Origin of the sequence: Tunturiibacter gelidiferens, from assembly GCF_051013345.1 — a bacterium.
Taxonomy (GTDB): Bacteria; Acidobacteriota; Terriglobia; order Terriglobales; family Acidobacteriaceae; genus Edaphobacter; species Edaphobacter gelidiferens_A.
The window spans coordinates 4,973,936-4,990,751 of record NZ_CP132939.1; the positions used below are offsets into that span (position 1 = coordinate 4,973,936).

15 protein-coding genes and 1 pseudogene are annotated in these 16,816 nt (G+C 55.2%); 8 read left to right on the top strand and 8 right to left on the bottom strand.

Annotated features, from left to right (window positions below; all coding sequences use genetic code 11):
* Positions 1-203: 203 nt before the first annotated feature.
* Positions 204-1,376 carry a hypothetical protein gene (locus RBB80_RS24990; protein ID WP_433965011.1) on the top strand — a complete coding sequence of 391 codons (1,173 nt, stop codon included), beginning with the start codon at positions 204-206 and terminating at the stop codon, positions 1,374-1,376.
* Between the two features lie 836 nt (positions 1,377-2,212).
* Here the strand turns inward: RBB80_RS24990 and RBB80_RS24995 are convergent.
* The 3 genes from RBB80_RS24995 to RBB80_RS25005 form a co-directional block, all read right to left on the bottom strand.
* Positions 2,213-2,434, bottom strand: coding sequence for a hypothetical protein (locus RBB80_RS24995; protein WP_433965012.1), 222 nt, complete (start codon positions 2,432-2,434; stop codon positions 2,213-2,215).
* Between the two features lie 328 nt (positions 2,435-2,762).
* Positions 2,763-3,206 carry a hypothetical protein gene (locus RBB80_RS25000; RefSeq protein ID WP_433965013.1) on the bottom strand — a complete coding sequence of 148 codons (444 nt, stop codon included), beginning with the start codon at positions 3,204-3,206 and terminating at the stop codon, positions 2,763-2,765.
* Positions 3,207-3,299: 93 nt separating this feature from the next.
* The gene (locus RBB80_RS25005) at positions 3,300-3,743 is read right to left on the bottom strand and encodes a hypothetical protein (protein ID WP_433965014.1); all 444 of its coding nucleotides are present in this window, start codon (positions 3,741-3,743) and stop codon (positions 3,300-3,302) included.
* Positions 3,744-4,095: 352 nt separating this feature from the next.
* On the opposite strand from RBB80_RS25005, the gene RBB80_RS25010 reads away from it, so the two are divergent.
* From RBB80_RS25010 to RBB80_RS25020, 3 genes and pseudogenes are all read left to right on the top strand, one after another.
* Positions 4,096-4,905, top strand: a complete 810-nt coding sequence (locus tag RBB80_RS25010; protein ID WP_433965015.1) for a succinate dehydrogenase — start codon at positions 4,096-4,098, stop codon at positions 4,903-4,905.
* Positions 4,906-6,719 (top strand): annotated as a pseudogene (locus tag RBB80_RS25015) (fumarate reductase/succinate dehydrogenase flavoprotein subunit).
* A gap of 15 nt (positions 6,720-6,734) precedes the next feature.
* Positions 6,735-7,472: a succinate dehydrogenase/fumarate reductase iron-sulfur subunit gene (locus RBB80_RS25020; protein ID WP_433965016.1), complete on the top strand. Its 738-nt coding sequence runs from the start codon at positions 6,735-6,737 to the stop codon at positions 7,470-7,472.
* 35 nt (positions 7,473-7,507) lie between these two features.
* Here the strand turns inward: RBB80_RS25020 and RBB80_RS25025 are convergent, their stop codons facing one another.
* A complete protein-coding gene (locus RBB80_RS25025; RefSeq protein WP_433965017.1) occupies positions 7,508-8,023 on the bottom strand; it encodes a hypothetical protein in 516 nt (171 codons plus the stop codon).
* 14 nt (positions 8,024-8,037) lie between these two features.
* Between RBB80_RS25025 and RBB80_RS25030 the strand changes: the two genes are divergently transcribed.
* Complete coding sequence (locus RBB80_RS25030) at positions 8,038-8,253, top strand: hypothetical protein (RefSeq protein ID WP_433965018.1); 216 nt, start codon at positions 8,038-8,040, stop codon at positions 8,251-8,253.
* Positions 8,254-8,709: 456 nt separating this feature from the next.
* Here RBB80_RS25030 and RBB80_RS25035 read toward each other — a convergent pair whose 3' ends face one another.
* Together RBB80_RS25035 and RBB80_RS25040 are read right to left on the bottom strand one after the other, a co-directional pair.
* The gene (locus RBB80_RS25035; protein WP_433965019.1) at positions 8,710-9,303 is read right to left on the bottom strand and encodes a DUF2062 domain-containing protein; all 594 of its coding nucleotides are present in this window, start codon (positions 9,301-9,303) and stop codon (positions 8,710-8,712) included.
* Between the two features lie 536 nt (positions 9,304-9,839).
* Entirely contained in the window at positions 9,840-10,583 is a 744-nt protein-coding gene (locus RBB80_RS25040) for a 5'-3' exonuclease (protein ID WP_433965020.1), read from the bottom strand.
* Between the two features lie 443 nt (positions 10,584-11,026).
* On the opposite strand from RBB80_RS25040, the gene RBB80_RS25045 reads away from it, so the two are divergent.
* The 3 genes from RBB80_RS25045 to RBB80_RS25055 all read left to right on the top strand — a co-directional run bounded on the left by RBB80_RS25045 (position 11,027) and on the right by RBB80_RS25055 (position 13,509).
* On the top strand, positions 11,027-11,902 hold the full coding sequence (locus tag RBB80_RS25045) for a hypothetical protein (protein ID WP_433965021.1): 876 nt from the start codon (positions 11,027-11,029) through the stop codon (positions 11,900-11,902).
* A gap of 213 nt (positions 11,903-12,115) precedes the next feature.
* The gene (locus RBB80_RS25050) at positions 12,116-12,781 is read left to right on the top strand and encodes a hypothetical protein (RefSeq protein WP_433970096.1); all 666 of its coding nucleotides are present in this window, start codon (positions 12,116-12,118) and stop codon (positions 12,779-12,781) included.
* A complete protein-coding gene (locus RBB80_RS25055; protein WP_433969858.1) occupies positions 12,703-13,509 on the top strand; it encodes an alpha/beta hydrolase family protein in 807 nt (268 codons plus the stop codon). The genes RBB80_RS25050 and RBB80_RS25055 overlap by 79 nt, the downstream gene beginning before the upstream one ends.
* A gap of 317 nt (positions 13,510-13,826) precedes the next feature.
* Here RBB80_RS25055 and RBB80_RS25060 read toward each other — a convergent pair whose 3' ends face one another.
* Both RBB80_RS25060 and RBB80_RS25065 read right to left on the bottom strand, forming a co-directional pair.
* On the bottom strand, positions 13,827-16,226 hold the full coding sequence (locus RBB80_RS25060) for a condensation domain-containing protein (RefSeq protein ID WP_433965022.1): 2,400 nt from the start codon (positions 16,224-16,226) through the stop codon (positions 13,827-13,829).
* Entirely contained in the window at positions 16,223-16,762 is a 540-nt protein-coding gene (locus tag RBB80_RS25065) for a phosphopantetheine-binding protein (protein ID WP_433965023.1), read from the bottom strand. The genes RBB80_RS25060 and RBB80_RS25065 overlap by 4 nt, the downstream gene beginning before the upstream one ends.
* Between the last annotated feature and the right edge of the window lie 54 nt (positions 16,763-16,816).

The following is a 16,816-nucleotide window of genomic DNA, read 5'->3' on the forward strand; positions in this document are numbered from 1 at the left end:
CCCGTCAGCACCTTCTCCGAGTTCAACAACAATTTGAACAAGTTCAGAGTCCTGGCTACGAACTGTGCCGACACCGCTGAACTCGATCCAAATTCCGCCAATGGGAATCCTCTATTTGGAGGTGACCCTTACATTCAGCACGCCTTCCGTACGCGCGCCGACCGCCTTATAGATCTGGGCGCGCTTCCCGGAGGTACAAACAGTTGCGGTCAGGGAATCAATTTTTTGGGTCGGTCGCAGGCTTCTCCACGAATGGAGCCGTCGATCCGCTCACCGGAGTGCCGGAGATTGAAGCCGTCCTCTGGCGTAACAGCGAAATCATCGATCTCGGCACGCTTGGCGGAAACAACAGTTACGCCGCTGCTATCAATGACCGCGGCCAGGTCACCGGAAATGCCTACAACTCAATCCTTGATCCGTTTTCCAGTCTGCTGTTCTTCATCGGCGCCACGCAGGTCCACGCTTTCCTTTGGGAAGACGGCGCCATGCAGGATCTGGGAACTCTCGGAGGTCCCGACAGCATCGCCTTCTATATTAACGAACGCGGCGAAGTCGCAGGTGATTCCTTAACCAATTCCACAACCAATGCGACGACAGGAATTCCTACCGTCGATCCGTTTCTCTGGAGCCGTGGACGCATGCAAGACCTCGGCACGCTGGGAGGCACGATCGGAATTCCGAATGCCCTGAACAGCCGTGGTCAGGTCGTCGGCTTCTCCAACCTGGCAGGAGACCACGCTGGTCATCCCTTTTTGTGGGACCGGGGCATACTCAACGACCTCGGCACGCTGGGCGGAACTAACGGCGCAGCCAACGGGTTGAACGACGATGGGGTCGTCGTAGGGCTTGCCCAGGTCTCGGGAGACGCTTACTCCGACGCTTTCCTATGGGAGAACGGCAAAATGCATGACCTCGGCAACTTCGGCTGCAGCAGCCAGGCCTTCGCCATCAACTCCCGGCGGCAGGTAGTCGGCACGTCCTTTCTGGCGGATTGCCAAACTATCCTTCCCGTGCTCTGGCAGGACGGCAGGATGTACGACCTGAACGACCTCATTCCGCAGGGCTCAAATTTCGAAATGTTGGCAGCCAGCTACATCAACGAGGAGGGTGTGATCGCAGGTATTGGCAACCCGGCGGCATGCAACTATCCGGACGGTTGTCTCGATGCCTTTCTCCTGTACCCCTGCGATCCTTACTCAATCAAGTGTGTAAATCAGCTGCAAGATACAGCGACGTCAATCGTTCCTCGGCCTTCTCCACACTCTGGTGGGCCTTCTGCTGACAAGAGGCCCCAGTCAAATCTTGTCCGGAAACACGACAACCGCCGGACTTGGCGAAACAGGCTCGCACGGTGGCCCTCCATCGTTGACTACTGACCCATGGATAACAACTTCCGGACATATCAAGGATTCGCGCAAATTTTCGACAGGAGATCTAACGCATGTAACTCACGAATGAGTTCCTCCCGGAGATCCAGATATTGCAGAGGTAGGCATCCGGTCAAGCAGAAGCTTCGGGAACTCGATGAGCTGAAACAAGCTCAGGCTCGGCGAGGTGAACATCGCTTCGCTTGGAGCGTTGGCTGGCCTCGGTGGAAAGCAGACGGCGACTCCGGCGACGAGCATACGCGATTTGAACCCGCTTTTTCATGCGAACCTTACTATTGTGTGCCCAACCCCTCGTAATCCCGGCGAGTCTACGTCGATTGATCCGAGACGACTCAAGAATGGGCCAAGGTTTCAGCTCCGCCCACGCAGTTTCGCAAAGTGCGCAAAGTATTGCTCGCCCTCTTTCGTCAATCGCATCGTCTTCATCCCTGGCTCGCAGCGCGCCCTGCGGTCTGCGCCAGTTCGTTGGCAAATTCGCGCGTAATAAGTTGCATCCTGAGTACCATCACATTGTTGTGACGTTGGATCAATCCGGTTTGAACGCTCGAACGCGCGATGGCTACTACGCACAGCCATAGCAGTGGATACTACTTGGAGTTGGTTACGCCAGAAAGCCTGTTGTACTTCACGAGCGACTCACAAAATGGTGGTCTGGAAATCCAATAATACGTACGACGCACTCACAAGTGATGGTGTAGCTCCAGATTGCGGAAAAAAGGCGAAGTGCGTTATAAGTGATACTACTGATAATAAACAAGTTACGTCCGATAGTGCAGCTTATGTACAGTGGAATGCGAACTAGCGAAGGCAGCAAAATCGGACGGCTAGGAAGGTCTACTCTTGCGCTTCTTGAAGCGGACAGCGCTCTCGATCAGAATGAGCACAAGGCCGGCGGGTAGGGTTACAGCGCTCCATACGCTTCCTGACCCCATGTGTCTTGATATAAACCAGACCACTCCCAGCCACACGAGGATCGCGACCGCGAAGCTGCCATCATCCACGAAGAGACCAAGGATCTCCCGACAGATTGTTCTAAGCCACTTCATTCGAAGTCTCCTTCCGCATCCCCGAAGACGTGGGCAAACTGCTTTCAGTGCGGCACAACCTGACGGTGGCAAGTGCAGCGGCAAGGTAACCGACAGCCAAAGCGAGAATGGACCAGTCCTCTCCGGGCCAGTACAGCCCTATTCCCTCTACCACCCAGAACGTTCCGAACGCGGAGAGTAGAACGCCAACCACAAACTTCAGCTTGTTCTCTGGAACATTTGAGAGGCCGATGAAGTGCGAAGCCAAGCCCACCAACCAGAAAGAGAGCAGCGAGAGCTCCGACGCTTGCGGGAACCAGGAGGCCCGCCCCGCCGGCGCCAATCGCGATCACGATGAAGACGACCTCAGTCCCTTCGAGCATGATGATCTGAAAGGCTGCCGCGAATGCGACACGATCCCAACCCGAACACCGCCGAGCTTTTGCATGGCGGCGATATTCTTCGCGAAAGCAGCCTGCTCGTCATGAAGAGGAATCTGGCCTGCGGACCGAAGAATGGCCTTACGAAGCCAGCGGAGTCCGAAGAGCAGAAGCAGCGCACCGACCACGAGTTGAAGCGTGTGAAGGGGAATCCGCGTCAGTGTATTCCCGAGGGCGGCAATGAGGGCGAGCAGGACCGCTACGGCCGCAGCGCTTCCGCTCAAAGCTCCACTCCAGCTTCTGACACTTCCAACCGCCAGGACAACCGTCAGCGCCTCGACACATTCCACCAGACATGCCAGAAAACTGGCGACGAACGATGGACCCGAGTGCGCCCAATGAATATTCATCATGCTCTCCTGACCTCCCTTCTTTGATGCTGGGGAGGAACATCCTCATTCAGAACTTCGCGATGAGAGTTACTCCACCGACAAGCAGACAAGCGCCTAAAATTCTCCAGATATTCGCCGGATGCGTTTCCAGACGAATCCCAGGTAGCGGGTGATCGGGATCAGGAAATTCGCCGGATATGCGACCAGGCTGAGCGAAGAGAACTCTCCCGCAACTGCGACGAGCATTCCGAGTGCAATCAACCAGCGCGGAAGGAGATGGTAAAAATAGCTCGTGACGGACACCCCTGCGGCCAGCAAGCCGAAGCCGACCGCGTAGGCGGCTCCGCCGAACAGAAAGCTGAGAAAGAAGATGGCGCGAACCATCGATACAGACGCGGCAACGTCGGGCAAAGACAATACCCAGCCGAATAGGCCGGAGAGGATCAACACGTTGGAGGCCGTCAATCCGCCGAAGAGCGCTATGTTCGTACCGGCAGCCCGAACTCCCAAAAAACTAAACCGGCTAACCATGGTGACGGCAAAGATCCCAAGAGGCACGGCGGAGGCAAATAAAAGAAGCTGCTCATGCGGACCGCGCTGGGGCTCTGTTCAAAAAAGCGCGGACAACCTCAGCCGCTGCATAGGGCATTCAGTTGGCATCGATCTGGGCAAGACCACCTTCGCACTTAGCGCATTTGGTATCGTTGCCGCTATTGGCAACGGCGCTGCATTCCGCAAGGGCGAGACTTCGATGCATGGCTGGGAATCGTGCAAGCCTGAACCAGAAGTAGCAGTGCGGCTCGTATGACTGTCAGTCCGGATTCCGCCTGACTCACATGGCAAGTGGCTGACGGTAGAGTTCTTGCTATACAATCCGATGCGATCGGGGCGGGAAGGGCGCAGTCTGCGAATGCCCTCCGCCGTGGAGGGACTTTTGTCAGCTCCCGACGTAGTCTGGAAAGACGGCAAGTTCGGCCAAACATCGCGGCGCGACGCCTGGTGGCTTTCTCCGGCGGCAATTCTCCTGGGTTTCGGCGCGTTTCTCGTCTATGCCAACTGGGCGGCGTTTCAGAACAGCCATTACACCTATGGTCCGTATATCTCACCGTTTTATTCACCAGAGCTTTTCGGCAGCTCCCCACACGCCTTGTTTGGGCCGAAACCGGGATGGTATCCGAACTTTCTACCCTTTTCTCCGGCGCTGTTCATTCTCTGGATTCCAGGCCTGTTCCGTGTGACCTGCTACTACTACCGCGGGGCGTATTACAAATCGTTCTGGGCCGATCCTCCGGCATGTGCGGTGAGTGAGCCCCGGAAAAGTTATTTGGGGGAGAGAACCTTTCCGCTCATTATGCAGAATTTTCATCGCTACTTTCTGAGGCTCTCGTACATTATCTGGGGCTTTCTGGTCTACGACGCGTTGAGGTCTTTCTTTTTTCCTGAGGGATTTGGGATCGGGATTGGGAGCCTCGTTTTGGTCGTGAATGTCGTGCTCCTGGCTGGATACGTATTCGGGTGTCATGCATTCCGACACCTGATCGGCGGAACATTTGACCAGATCTCGGACCACCCCGTTCGGCACAAGATCTACAACTTCGTGAGCCTACTGAATGCGGGGCATAAGAAGTGGGCATGGGCGAGCCTTCTTTGGGTTGCTTTTTCCGATATCTACATCCGTCTCTGTTCGATGGGCATCTGGCATGACTGGAGAATTCTCTAGATGCCGGAATTCCAGCGGTTCTCCTACGACGTACTCGTGATCGGAGCTGGCGGAGCAGGCCTGCGCGCCGCCATCGAAGCTGGAGCCGCGGGTGCGAAGGTGGGCGTGGTCTGCAAATCGCTACTCGGCAAAGCGCATACCGTAATGGCCGAAGGAGGCATCGCGGCAGCACTGGCCAATGTCGACGATCGCGATAACTGGCAGGTTCATTTCGCCGATACGATGCGCGGCGGTCAATACCTGAACAACTGGCGCATGGCCGAACTCCACGCCAAAGAAGCTCCCGAATGCGTCTGCGAACTCGAGGCATGGGGCGCGCTCTTCGATCGCACGACGGACGGCAAGATTCTTCAACGAAACTTCGGCGGACACCGATACCCTCGGCTAGCCCACGTCGGCGACCGCACCGGCTTGGAGATGATACGCACACTCCAGGACCACGGCATCCATACTGGGATGGAAGTCCACATGGAGTGCACGGTACTCAGCCTGCTGCTCGACGGAAATCGCATTGCAGGAGCTTGCGGATACGACCGCGAGAAGGGCCGCTTCCAGTTGTGGGCGGCGAGGGCAGTGGTGATGGCCACCGGCGGAATCGGGCGTGCCTTCAAGGTGTCCAGCAACAGTTGGGAATATACAGGCGACGGCCTTGCGTTGGCGTATCGTGCCGGAGCCGAACTCCAGGACATGGAATTCGTTCAGTTTCACCCCACCGGCATGGTCTGGCCGATCAGCGTGAGCGGCATTCTCGTAACCGAAGGTGTCCGCGGCGAAGGCGGCGTCTTGCGCAACAGCGAAGGCCGCCGATTCATGTTCGACGACATCCCTGACCTGTATAAGGAGCAGACTGCGGACTCTGAAGAAGAAGGCTGGCGGTATACGCAAGGCGATAAGAATGCGCGCCGTCCGCCTGAGCTGCTCACCAGGGATCATGTTGCGCGGTGCATCAATCGGGAAGTCAAGGCGGGCCGGGGCTCGCCGCACGGCGGTGTCTTCCTCGATATTTCCTGGATCAAGGAGCGGATGCCGAAGTCAGAGGAGCATATCAAACGCAAGCTCCCCAGCATGTATCACCAATTCAAGCAGCTTGCCGATCTTGACATCACGAAAGAGCCGATGGAAGTCGGTCCAACGACTCACTACATGATGGGCGGAATTCGCGTCGATGGCGATTCGCAGATGTCCAATGTGCCCGGGCTTTTCGCCGCAGGGGAGGCGGCAGCAGGATTGCATGGCGCGAATCGGCTGGGCGGAAATTCCCTGTCTGATCTCGTTGTATTCGGAAGGCGTGCGGGACGCTTTGCCGCAGAATTCGCCAAAGCCAACGGCCCTGTAACGATAGACGAGGAGGAGCTTCAGGCCACCGCAACAGCGGCCCTCGCTCCCTTTGACCGTGGCCCTGCCGGCGAGAACCCATACCAGATTCAATACGATCTGCAGGAAACCATGCAGGACCTCGTCGGGATCGTGCGAGTCGAGAGTGAAATGCAACAGGCGCTCGACGCGATCGGGCAATTACGCGCGCGGGCAGAGCGAACAGGCATAGCAGGCAATCGCGAGTACAACAACGGCTGGCACACGACGATCGATATCGGAAACATGATGATCGTGTCTGAAGCAATTACCCGTGCTGCGCTGCTGCGAAAGAAAGTCGCGGCGCGCAGTTCCGCGAAGACTTCCCCAACAAGGACTCGGAGTGGGGAAAGTACAACATCGTCATCAGTCGCAGCGCAAACGATGAGATGCAAGTTGAGAAGCGCGCCCTTACGCCAATGCCCGATGGGTTGAAGAAAGTGATTGAAGAGATGAAGTAGCGGGAGACGAAAGAGATGGCCACACCAGCGACATTTCGCATCTGGCGCGGAGACCCCGCGGGCGGCGCGTTCCAGGATTACACAACACCCGTGGAGGAGGGCATGGTCGTTCTGGATGCGGTGCACCGCATCCAGGCGCAGCAAGCACCCGACATGGCGGTGAGATGGAACTGCAAGGCTGGAAAATGTGGATCGTGCTCTGCCGAAATCAACGGCATGCCCAGCCTCATGTGTATGACCCGGCTAAGTGCCATCGACCTGAATATGCCGGTCATCGTGGAGCCAATGCACGCGTTTCCGGTCATACGCGATCTGGTCACAGATGTTTCGTGGAATTTTGAGGCCAAGAAGACGATCAAGCAATTCAAGCCCCGCCCACCCGACGCGGCCGATGGAACATGGCGCATCCTGCAGGCTGACGTCGAGCGCGTGCAGGAGTTTCGCAAGTGCATCGAGTGTTTTCTCTGCCAGGATGTGTGCCACGTTCTGCGGGAACACCACAAGCACGACGAATTTATCGGTCCGCGTCTGCTCGTCTATGCTGCCGCACTTGAAATGCATCCGCTTGACACCGAAGATCGGATCACCGATTTGAGGCACAAGCACAACATCGGTTACTGCAACATCACGACTTGTTGCCGGCAGGTCTGCCCCGAGTCCATCACGATTACCGAGAACGCGATTATCCCTCTCAAGGAGCGCGTTGTGGACCGTTACTTCGATCCCCTCAAGCGGCTGTTCCGAATCCTCTAACTAAAAACTCATTCTCCCAATACCGGGAAGATTTGCTATCTCGGCCCGGCGTCCTGGACATCAAACGGAACCAACTCCTGTTCCAATTCTCCCCATTCATAGGCTGGATTTTGAAGCAGCCGCACGCAGCGATTCCAGCGAAGGATGGCATCGTCGTTCCCTGCCGGGCGGATTTTCTCAGCCTCTGCAAAATGGTGCAGAGCATGGTCGAAAAGCGCCACCAGGGAGCGAGGCAGTTGCCCGGCGTTGAGCTGGGCTTTTGCGCGTCGCTCGTGCAGAATCCCAGTGTAGTAGAGGCGCTCGTACGGATCCTTGAGTTGCCGGAAGATCTCTTCGGTTTCCCGGTAACGATCAGACCCAAGACCGGTGAACTGATCTGTAAGGGCGAGACCAAGTAAACGCAATGCGTGCTGATGCTGCGGTTCGATGGTCAGGATATCGCGACAGATCGACTCTGCCTCTTCCGGTTCGTTGAGCGAGCGATAGAGTTCAGCCTTCGAGTTGGCCACAGCAATCCCAGCTGTCGAAATGCGCTTGACCTTATATTCCATGGCTCTTTCCCTCCATGCTTAGTTTCTCTGGCGCCGTGAATGTTGCGAACGGAGCCCTCTTTTTCCCGTCCGGCAATTCCACCAGCGGCCAGATTGACGGTCAGCTGCGCCTGGATCCAATCCCCGCATCAAACGCAACCACGCTGAGCACCAACGGAAGACGATGGTCGGCTGCCGCTTCGTTTACTGCTTATCGTCCTGAAAACCCTCAACGTCGCGCCCGCGAATGAGCCCTTGGCAGTGATCAGCATCCCTAATTGTTCCAATATCCTCTGCGAAGAATTGATTCAGATCTTCCGCCATCTCAAGGACACGGATTTTCAACGGGGTCATCCCGAATGCCTTCTTGTCCACGACATTATGCTTCTTTCCCTAAGCGTAGTCCAGACCTGATTAGAGCCTCGCTGACGGCCTATGCAGTTCCACATCTCGGTGATCAGCCCTGGTAAAGCCGTAGTGTTCGCTGATTTCCAGTGTGGGACTCTCCACTGACCCTCGGCGATCAGTTGATAAGAACAGAATTTCTGACAAGATCAATTCGTAATTGCGAAACTGCCTTCGGTTCTGCAATTTATGGGCTTCGCCAAGGATTAGTACTGATATGCCGCTTCTGGGAAATGATCACCTGTGCGTGCGAGAGGTCGAGTCCGCAAAACGGTATACCGTATGAAAACGCCGCGATCCAATCAGCGTAGCGCGGGGCGCGAACGGAACAACGTTCGATGACGACGCATCAGCAGCACCAGGGCGCGTCGAAGATACACGGCAAGTATTGGCATCGCGATCGCAGCCACCAGGCCCCACACAACCAGTGCATGCCATTCCCATATCCAGATGTCGCGAATCAATCTCCAAGGGTGATGGCTCAGATGCTCGATCTGCTGTCGAGTCAGGGGAAGGCGATTAGTGTGAAAAAGATGTACCCCCAATTGAATGAACGGGACAAACAGGAGCAAGTGAATGGGCGTCATCGCATGTGCACCGATCTGGGATGCGATCTGATTCAGGCCGAAGGCCCATGCAAGCATAACCACCAGGACCGTGGTGATTCCCACCGAAGGGTTGATCCCTATGACTATTCCCAATGCCAAACTCCACGCCAGACGCCGGGGTGTCACACCGCCGCGTAGCAGACGTAGCAGGGGACGCAGTATCTTGCAGCGGAAGAACTCGCGTATCGACTCGGGTACAAGCACAGTGTGGTGGGACGCCTCCCAGCGGCTCTTTGGTTGTGAACCGGCCTCTTTATATATCCGGTTAGATCGTCGGATCGTCAGCATCAGCGACCGCACTTTGCGGATGGGTGAGGTGCAGGGCGTGCGATGGTTGCTGGCGTGTGCCCCTAAACACCACTACCGCACCCAACGCGAGTTGCACACGGTGCTGAGAGTCCACAGGTTCGAACTAATCGTGGGTTCCCACGTCCGCATCGGTGTTGAGTTACTGACGAGAATCGCGTTTCTCAGGAGCGCTTATATGCGCGTTCGCACTGAGTTCCTTTCCGCACCGGGCTTGCGATATAAACCGATGACGTGGTCGCGATTCGGGGAATCAGCGTCTTCAAGGAAAAACTGATGTTGACAGCTGTGACCTGCCCATAGAAAGCCGGCTTGTCGTCAGTTACTGTTCCTTAAACCTTAAAGGGAATAAGCCAAGTCACACAGGCTTGGCGCGGATCGGAATCTTGCCGTTTCCCTGGGAACGCGGACCGCGCTTCACCGAGAACTTAGCGTTATCCAGGCGATCTGCCATGGGAGGAAAGGCAGGTGTAGGCCCCGTCCAGAGCAGGTCATCAACAGTCGCGAAGAGGGGAAGATCAGTTCGAAGCGTAGCAAGGTCGCGGAAGAGAAAGGCCAGATCGCTTACTGTTGAAGACTTCTGAGAGACTTTTCAGATTGGAGATGTTCACCTGCCAATCCAATGCGTTGGGTGGGATGGCTTCTAATCTGCCAAAACGCGATAGGACCGCTGAAGCAGACTTCGCACCCCATCCTGGCAGCCCAGGATAGCCGTCTGCTGCGTCACCAACCAAAGCGAGATAGTCCGGGATGGAGCTTGGTTTGACTCCGAACTTCTGTACGACTCCCTGTTCATCCCGCTCGATACGCCTGCGACGGTCAAGTTGCACCACTCGCGTTCCCTGAACGCACTGTGCGAGATCTTTATCCGGGGTACTAATGACAACATGCTTAACTCGAGGGTCCTTTCCAGCGAGAAAAGCGGCCGACGCCAGCGCGTCGTCTGCCTCATACTCTTCCATCGCCCACACTACCACTCCGAGTGCGTTGAGTGTTTCTTCCAGCAACGGGAACTGTGCTAGCAGCTGGGGGTCCACGCCCTGTCCGGTCTTATATCCAGGCCACATTCGGTTCCGGAAGGATTCAATCACATGGTCTGTCGCCACCCCGATGTACGTCCTACCGGCCCGCATCATGCTCAAGAGTGAGCCAAGGACGCCGCGCACGGCAGCCACCTCGCGGCCTTCGCTGTCTTTAGCCGATGGCAGAGCATAAAAATGCCTGAAGAGCTCATAGGTTCCATCAATCAGGTCCACTTCCATAACACCCAGAGTATCCCGAAGTAAACAATTCCGACCGCATAGTTCGATGTGTGCATTGATTGATCTGGCAACAGCCTTGCCGGCGCCGGGGTGCAAGTGGAGGTGAAAGGGAGACGTCTTTAGTTCGCTTTTGGAGTTGCAACAATCGCCCTGTTTTTCAGTTCCTTTCCGTTGATCCGCGCGCAAGCCGCCAATTTAAAAGCTGATCGCAGTTGAAGATTTTGAGTGATTCCCCTGAGAAAAAGCTATACCCTGTACCTGAGATATTGACAGACCGATGTAAGGTTGAGTTTCTCAAAAATTACTTTAGTAAGTTACTAAACTGTACTTACATTTTCATTGTGCGGCCGCGAATCTAGAGAATAGACTTGCGTGAAATTTCTGGCCTGGGAGCACGTGCTAGTTATGTCAACTCAAACCATTTCAAACGATCTTCTTCAAGAGTGCTGGATTACGACCGACAGTGGTCGACTGAGCAGTGGATTCGATCGAGAACACTTCGAGATCACGCATTCCCTCGCGGAACATCCTCTGCTGCAGATCCCCCAACTCATGGAACTCGCGGATCGCACGAAAAAGACAGACCAGGAGGCATCTACTACGATGCGGGGAATATCCGGGTCGACCAGCGTTGGGATCAGATGCCTGCAAAACAGTTCTCGGTCGTCGAGACGATGGAACGTATCGAGACCTGTGGGGCGTGGCTCTTATTCAAGGACGTTCAGAAGGACTTCAAATACAAGATATTTCTGGGCAGCGGATGGGAAAAGATCAAATCGAAAATTGATCAAGATCTGAAGTCTCGAATTCTCCGCGAAGACGCGCTCATCTTCGTCACCTCCCCGAAACGCATCGCAACCTACCACATCGATCGAGAGTGCAGTTTCCTGCTCCAGATCAAGGGAACGAAGACGATTCACATCTTCGACCGTGCGGATCGAGAGGTTCTCCCTGAAGAGGAGATCGAGCGTTTTTGGACGGTTGATAACAATGCGCCTGTCTACAAACCACAATTTCAGGGCCGCGCTACTTCTTATAAGTTGCGACCAGGAAACGGTGTGCATATTCCAGTAAATTGTCCTCACTGGGTCGAAAACGACGACAACGTCTCTGTTTCGCTCAACGTCAACGTTCAGTTCAAAGACACTCTTCGAGCCAATACCTATCGCGCGAACCATGCTCTTCGAACACTTGGCCTGACTCCGCGTCCTCCCGGCCAATCTCCCACGGTGGATTACCTTAAATCTCACTCCATGGTTGCTGTAGTCGCCGCGAAGGCTGCCCTGCATAAGTTATCTTCCTTGAGAAAGTCTTCGTAAGAGCGTCCGAGCAACTTAGAGCAGGCGTGGATTCTCATGGCCTGAAATACTTGGTTTTGCACTAAATGCATTCCCCAATTTCAATAAAGATCGTTCCTGACCTTCAACCTGCCATCATCATGGTTGGCTTCAACCGACTGGCAGCACTTGGGTTCGATTAGGAGTTATCCGAGCTGCTTCATCATGCCGCCGGATGAGTGCACTCGACAGTCTATGCGACTATTTGAAGTCATTTTGATTGCAATCCTGCTTGTTGCCGCCGTGGCGCAGTTGACGAAATCGGTCGCTCACTGGTCGAGGCCTCTTGCAGTCTTTGGAGTGCTCGTCGCTACCTGGCATGTAATTCACGAGGGAACACACTGGCAAATGTTTCCTGTCCTTGCAGGACTCATCCTACTCGTGGCCTGGCAACTGATACCGGCATCTCGTCGAGCTTCACGCTATCCAGCGATGAGAAGCCCCGTAGCCATCACCGTCGCACTGCTTTCCATCACGACGTTCGGACTGCTTCTGATCGTGCCCATGTTTACTCTCCCGAAACCAACTGGAACCTACCCGGTCGGAACACGGATCATCTATCTAAAGGACTCGAGTCGCATGGATGACAGGGCGGAGAAGCCCGGAACATCCAGAGAACTCGTGGTGCAACTGTGGTACCCGGCCGATGCTTCGAACAATCATCTGGCCGCCTATCAGACGACGTCCGAGACAATTCTCGCCACCTCTTATCGAAGCGTCCTTTGGACCAACTCAAGAGAGGATGCCCCCGTGGCGGCACAGGGCGGTCCGTTTCCGTACTGCTGTTTAACCATGCCTGGGCAGGTAGACGCACGCAGGATACTTTCCTTACAGAGGACCTTGCCAGCCATGGGTATGTAGTCGCGTCGATCGACCACACCTACAACTCCAGTCGGGTTGCGTTGCCGGGGAATCGTATCGTCGAAGATAGCAACGGTGGCGACGCGCTGGATACCAATCTGCATTCAACCACTGAAATTATTGATACCTGGAATAAGGAGCTCACTAAATGGGTGGCCGACGAGATCTTTGTTCTGAACACGCTGCAGAACGAGAATCTGGATCAAAAGAGCCCCTGGTATGGTCGACTCGATACGCAGCGAGCCGGGGCTTTGGGTCATTCCTTCGGCGGTGCAGCCGCAATACAGTTGTGCTCCGTGGATGCCCGAATCCAATCCGCTGTGAATATGGATGGCTGGACGTTCGGAGATCTTCGGCAGCGCGCGGATAACCAGCCGACGATGTTTCTCTACGGAGTAGGCAACGGCGCCCCGCCACCAGATCCAGCAACACTGGGAACTGCCGCACGGGCCGAGGCGGAACTAGACGCTACCGACCGCGACGAGGTCGATACAAGTCTAAGGCAGTTTGGCGGGTATAAGGTGTCCATCAGCAACACCTCACATATGGACTTTACGGATCATCCTCTCGTTAGCCCGCTGCGCAAATGGACAGAACCCAGCCATATTTCACCGGAACGTATAGAAACTATCGTTCGCGCCTACATACTCGCCTTCTTCGATCAGACCATTCGAGGAAAAAAACGGATCTCCTCGAATCTGGAATTTCTAGCCCGTTTCACGAAGTGAAGATCGAGCACTGGAGTCCAGAATCCAAAGCAACATCAGTCGAGACGACGCTAAAGGCCGCCCCTCTTTCGATAGAGCACCATCCTGGCGGACCGGAACACCCTACCCCGTCGGCTCATCAAATTGACTGAGGCACCCATGGATCGACTTCGCTAACACGTCAATTCCCGGAACGGACAAAACCTGCCAGTGATCCCCGGGAATCTCATGGATTTCGACTCCGCCTTTGAAGATCGGCGACCAGCCGTTGTCAGAAGGGATGCTGCTATCCGCCTGATTCGCAGCTCGAAATAGAGTCAACTTTCGTGATACTGGTTTCACTTTATAATTTCGCGCAGCAACGGAGTTGATCTCGTGGGTATTCTTGAGGAAAGCTGGCAAGGTAGAGAACATTCGGGCGGCGATTGTAATCGTGTAGCGAACCCTGCGTTCTCCGAGATCTTTGAGAAAAAATCCCACCATCCTTTGGCGCTTCCATGACCTGTGTGGCTGCGAAAAAATCCAGCGAGACCGCCGCGTTGACTACGCCCATTGCTAGACGATAGTTCGGCCGGCCATCCTTCGATGTAATCTCTCGCTCTCGTGTCCAGCATTCCCAATAGGCCAATCGTCTCGCCCGCAGCAAGTAGTTGATGGGCCATCTCAAGGACCACAATTCCACCGAAGGAATAACCGAGCAGGTGATATGGTCCCTGTGGCTGAACTCGTCGAATCTCTTTCAGATAATGAGCGGCCATATCCTCGATGCAGAGGAGCGCTGGCTGATCGAGCTCAAGCGCCTGGGCCTGCACCCCGTAAACTGGCTGATCCGCACCGATTCTTGTCGTAAGGCCATAGAAGTTGACTACGTTTCCTCCCGCACCATGAACGATGTACAGAGGCCGTTTCGTGCCGACAGGTTGAATCGGCACCAGCGACGTCACCGTGTTAGGCGCGTAGCGTCTGCGGACCAGCTCTGCAACCATCTTGATCGTCGGAGCAGAGATCAGACTGGCAAGGCCAAAACCCATGGAATACAGGCTGTTCATCCGCGTGACAAGGCGAAGGATCGAGAGCGAACTCACTCCGAGAGAAAAGACGTTCGTATCAGCTGAGATCTCCTCGACGTCCAGCATCGAGCGCCAAAGCTCGAGCAGTTGAATCTCGATCGGATCGCTGATAGTCGCGACCTGTTCGTCCAACTTCTCCATGATCTCTGCGCCACCATCAAATTGCTTCTCATGGAGTGGCCGCACGTTTCTGCGAGATACAAGTTGGTTCTGGTTATCGGGCAGTTTGGCAGGAAGAAAATCGTCCGCCGGAGCCATCTTCTCCAACTGGATCGAGGACTCCCGCACGACAGATTCCAGCAGTGCAATGAAACTGGTCAGATACCGTTGGATCGTACCTGGACGATAGTAGTTGGGATTATATTCAAGCTGCAGCCGCGGCCCTTCTTCCGGCCGGTCGACGATGGCGAACATCCACTCGAAGACGGCGCCAGGACTCATTGATCGCAAGGGCGTGATCTCAAGTCCGGCAACTCGCTGAATGACCATGAACGACTTCTGATACAGAAAGAAGATAGGAATCTCAAATGAAGTATTGTTGTGCGAGAAATGTGAGTCGTAGATCAGTTCCTCAAACGGAAGCTCCTGATTTTCGTATGCACCAAGCGTCCAGTCCTGCACCTTCGTAAGCAGAGATCGAAAGGTCTCCTGCGGTTCGACCCCCACGCGGAGTACCTGAATATTCATAAAGAGCCCGATCAGCTCTTCCGTGTCTTCGTTCCGGTTTGCGCACGGAGATCCAATGACAATATCCCGCTGCCCGGTTACCCGGTGCAACAGAGCGCAGAAGATACTGAACAGCAGGATATTCAGAGTTACATTTTGATTTTTGCAAAACTCGTGAGCTAAGGCAGTAAGCTCGGGTGAGATAAGAAGTGTCTCGATGTCTCCCGACTCAGAGTCCGTACGAACGTCTCGCCTGCCCTCCGGAGTCGCATCGTGCGGGAGTTCAAGTCGGCCAAAGTTTGTTCCGAGAGTCTTGCGCCAGAAATTCAGTGAAGTCTCTGCTGCTTCACTCTTTCGCCACTCCTCCTGCCAGACGGCAAAGTCTGCAAACTGAATCGGCAAATCCGGCAGAACAGGCTTCTTCTCTTCCATCAGAGCTTCATAGAAGACCGCAATATCGCGCAGGAGAATACCAAGAGAGATGCCATCACAGATAATGTGGTGCATCGTGACCAGCAGCAGATGATGCTGCGGACCAAACTTCAGCAGCTTGAGAGCGAGAAGCGGCCCATTGAACAAATCCATGCGGTAGGCCGCGTGTTCACGGATCAGTCTGCCTGCCTCGGGTGAGTTTGCTGCGTCGGGCACGTCCTGCAAATCCTTGACCGGCAGTGCAACACTGTAGGGTCCCCCGATGATCTGCGAAAGTCTTCCATCCACCATCGCAAAGGTCGTTCGCAACATCTCATGTCGTCGCACCGCCAGGGTGAAAGCCATCGCCAGCAAATCCACATTCAATTCGCCGCGGCACTGCCACATCAGCGGCATGTTCAGCGCAGGATTTCCGGGATGCATCTGATCCAGTGACCAGAAGCGAACCTGTCCCTGTGTGGCAGGCATGACGTACACTTCGTCCGCCGACTGCGCTGTCGAGCTTACGACAGGCGTTTCCTCAGGAGTATTCGTTGTGACCCCCGTCGCAGACTGGGAATGTTGCTTCATCCGCGCGTCCCGCTTTCACCGCGATAGGCCTTTCGTGGAGCTACAGCAATTCGCGGTGCTACTTTGATCGTGTTGGATTTCGTCTCCGCTTGCTCCCCCAACCCATCGGATAAGGCCAGAATAGTCCGATGCTTGAATATCTGCGCTGCGGTGACGTTCAAACCTTCCTTCTGAGAGCGTGCGGCGATTCGGAAGATGAGCAAAGAGTCCGCTCCAAGTTCAAAGATACTATCTGTGATGCTAACGCGATCGAGCATGAGCACCTCAGCCCAAATCTCTGCAAGCTTCATCTGATCCGCCGTCACAGGGGCAGTGAACGGCCGCTGCGCGGAATGAAGACCTGCCTTGAGAAAACTCTCCGCATCCGGCAAACCTTTGCGGTCTATCTTTCCGTTTGGGGATCGCGGAAGCTGCGGCAACGGCAGAATCACCGCAGGAATCATGTATTCAGGCAGTGCGCCGGTCAACATCGCAAGCAGATCCGCCGTTAGCGCCGTGGCATGTTCTGCGGAGTTGCCGGCGTCGACATAGGCCACCAGCCGAGTGATCGCCGCTCCCCGCTCTTGCTTGTGTGCGCAACCACCACAGCC

Excerpts from the sequence above, each read along its gene's own strand:
- RBB80_RS24995 (WP_433965012.1), bottom strand. The coding sequence starts at position 2,434 with ATGAAGTGGCTTAGAACAATCTGTCGGGAGATCCTTGGTCTCTTCGTG.
- RBB80_RS25000 (WP_433965013.1), bottom strand. The coding sequence starts at position 3,206 with ATGATGAATATTCATTGGGCGCACTCGGGTCCATCGTTCGTCGCCAGT.
- RBB80_RS25010 (WP_433965015.1), top strand. The coding sequence starts at position 4,096 with ATGCCCTCCGCCGTGGAGGGACTTTTGTCAGCTCCCGACGTAGTCTGG.
- RBB80_RS25020 (WP_433965016.1), top strand. The coding sequence starts at position 6,735 with ATGGCCACACCAGCGACATTTCGCATCTGGCGCGGAGACCCCGCGGGC.
- RBB80_RS25025 (WP_433965017.1), bottom strand. The coding sequence starts at position 8,023 with ATGGAATATAAGGTCAAGCGCATTTCGACAGCTGGGATTGCTGTGGCC.
- RBB80_RS25030 (WP_433965018.1), top strand. The coding sequence starts at position 8,038 with ATGCTTAGTTTCTCTGGCGCCGTGAATGTTGCGAACGGAGCCCTCTTT.
- RBB80_RS25035 (WP_433965019.1), bottom strand. The coding sequence starts at position 9,303 with ATGCTGACGATCCGACGATCTAACCGGATATATAAAGAGGCCGGTTCA.
- RBB80_RS25040 (WP_433965020.1), bottom strand. The coding sequence starts at position 10,583 with ATGGAAGTGGACCTGATTGATGGAACCTATGAGCTCTTCAGGCATTTT.
- RBB80_RS25050 (WP_433970096.1), top strand. The coding sequence starts at position 12,116 with ATGCGACTATTTGAAGTCATTTTGATTGCAATCCTGCTTGTTGCCGCC.
- RBB80_RS25060 (WP_433965022.1), bottom strand. The coding sequence starts at position 16,226 with ATGAAGCAACATTCCCAGTCTGCGACGGGGGTCACAACGAATACTCCT.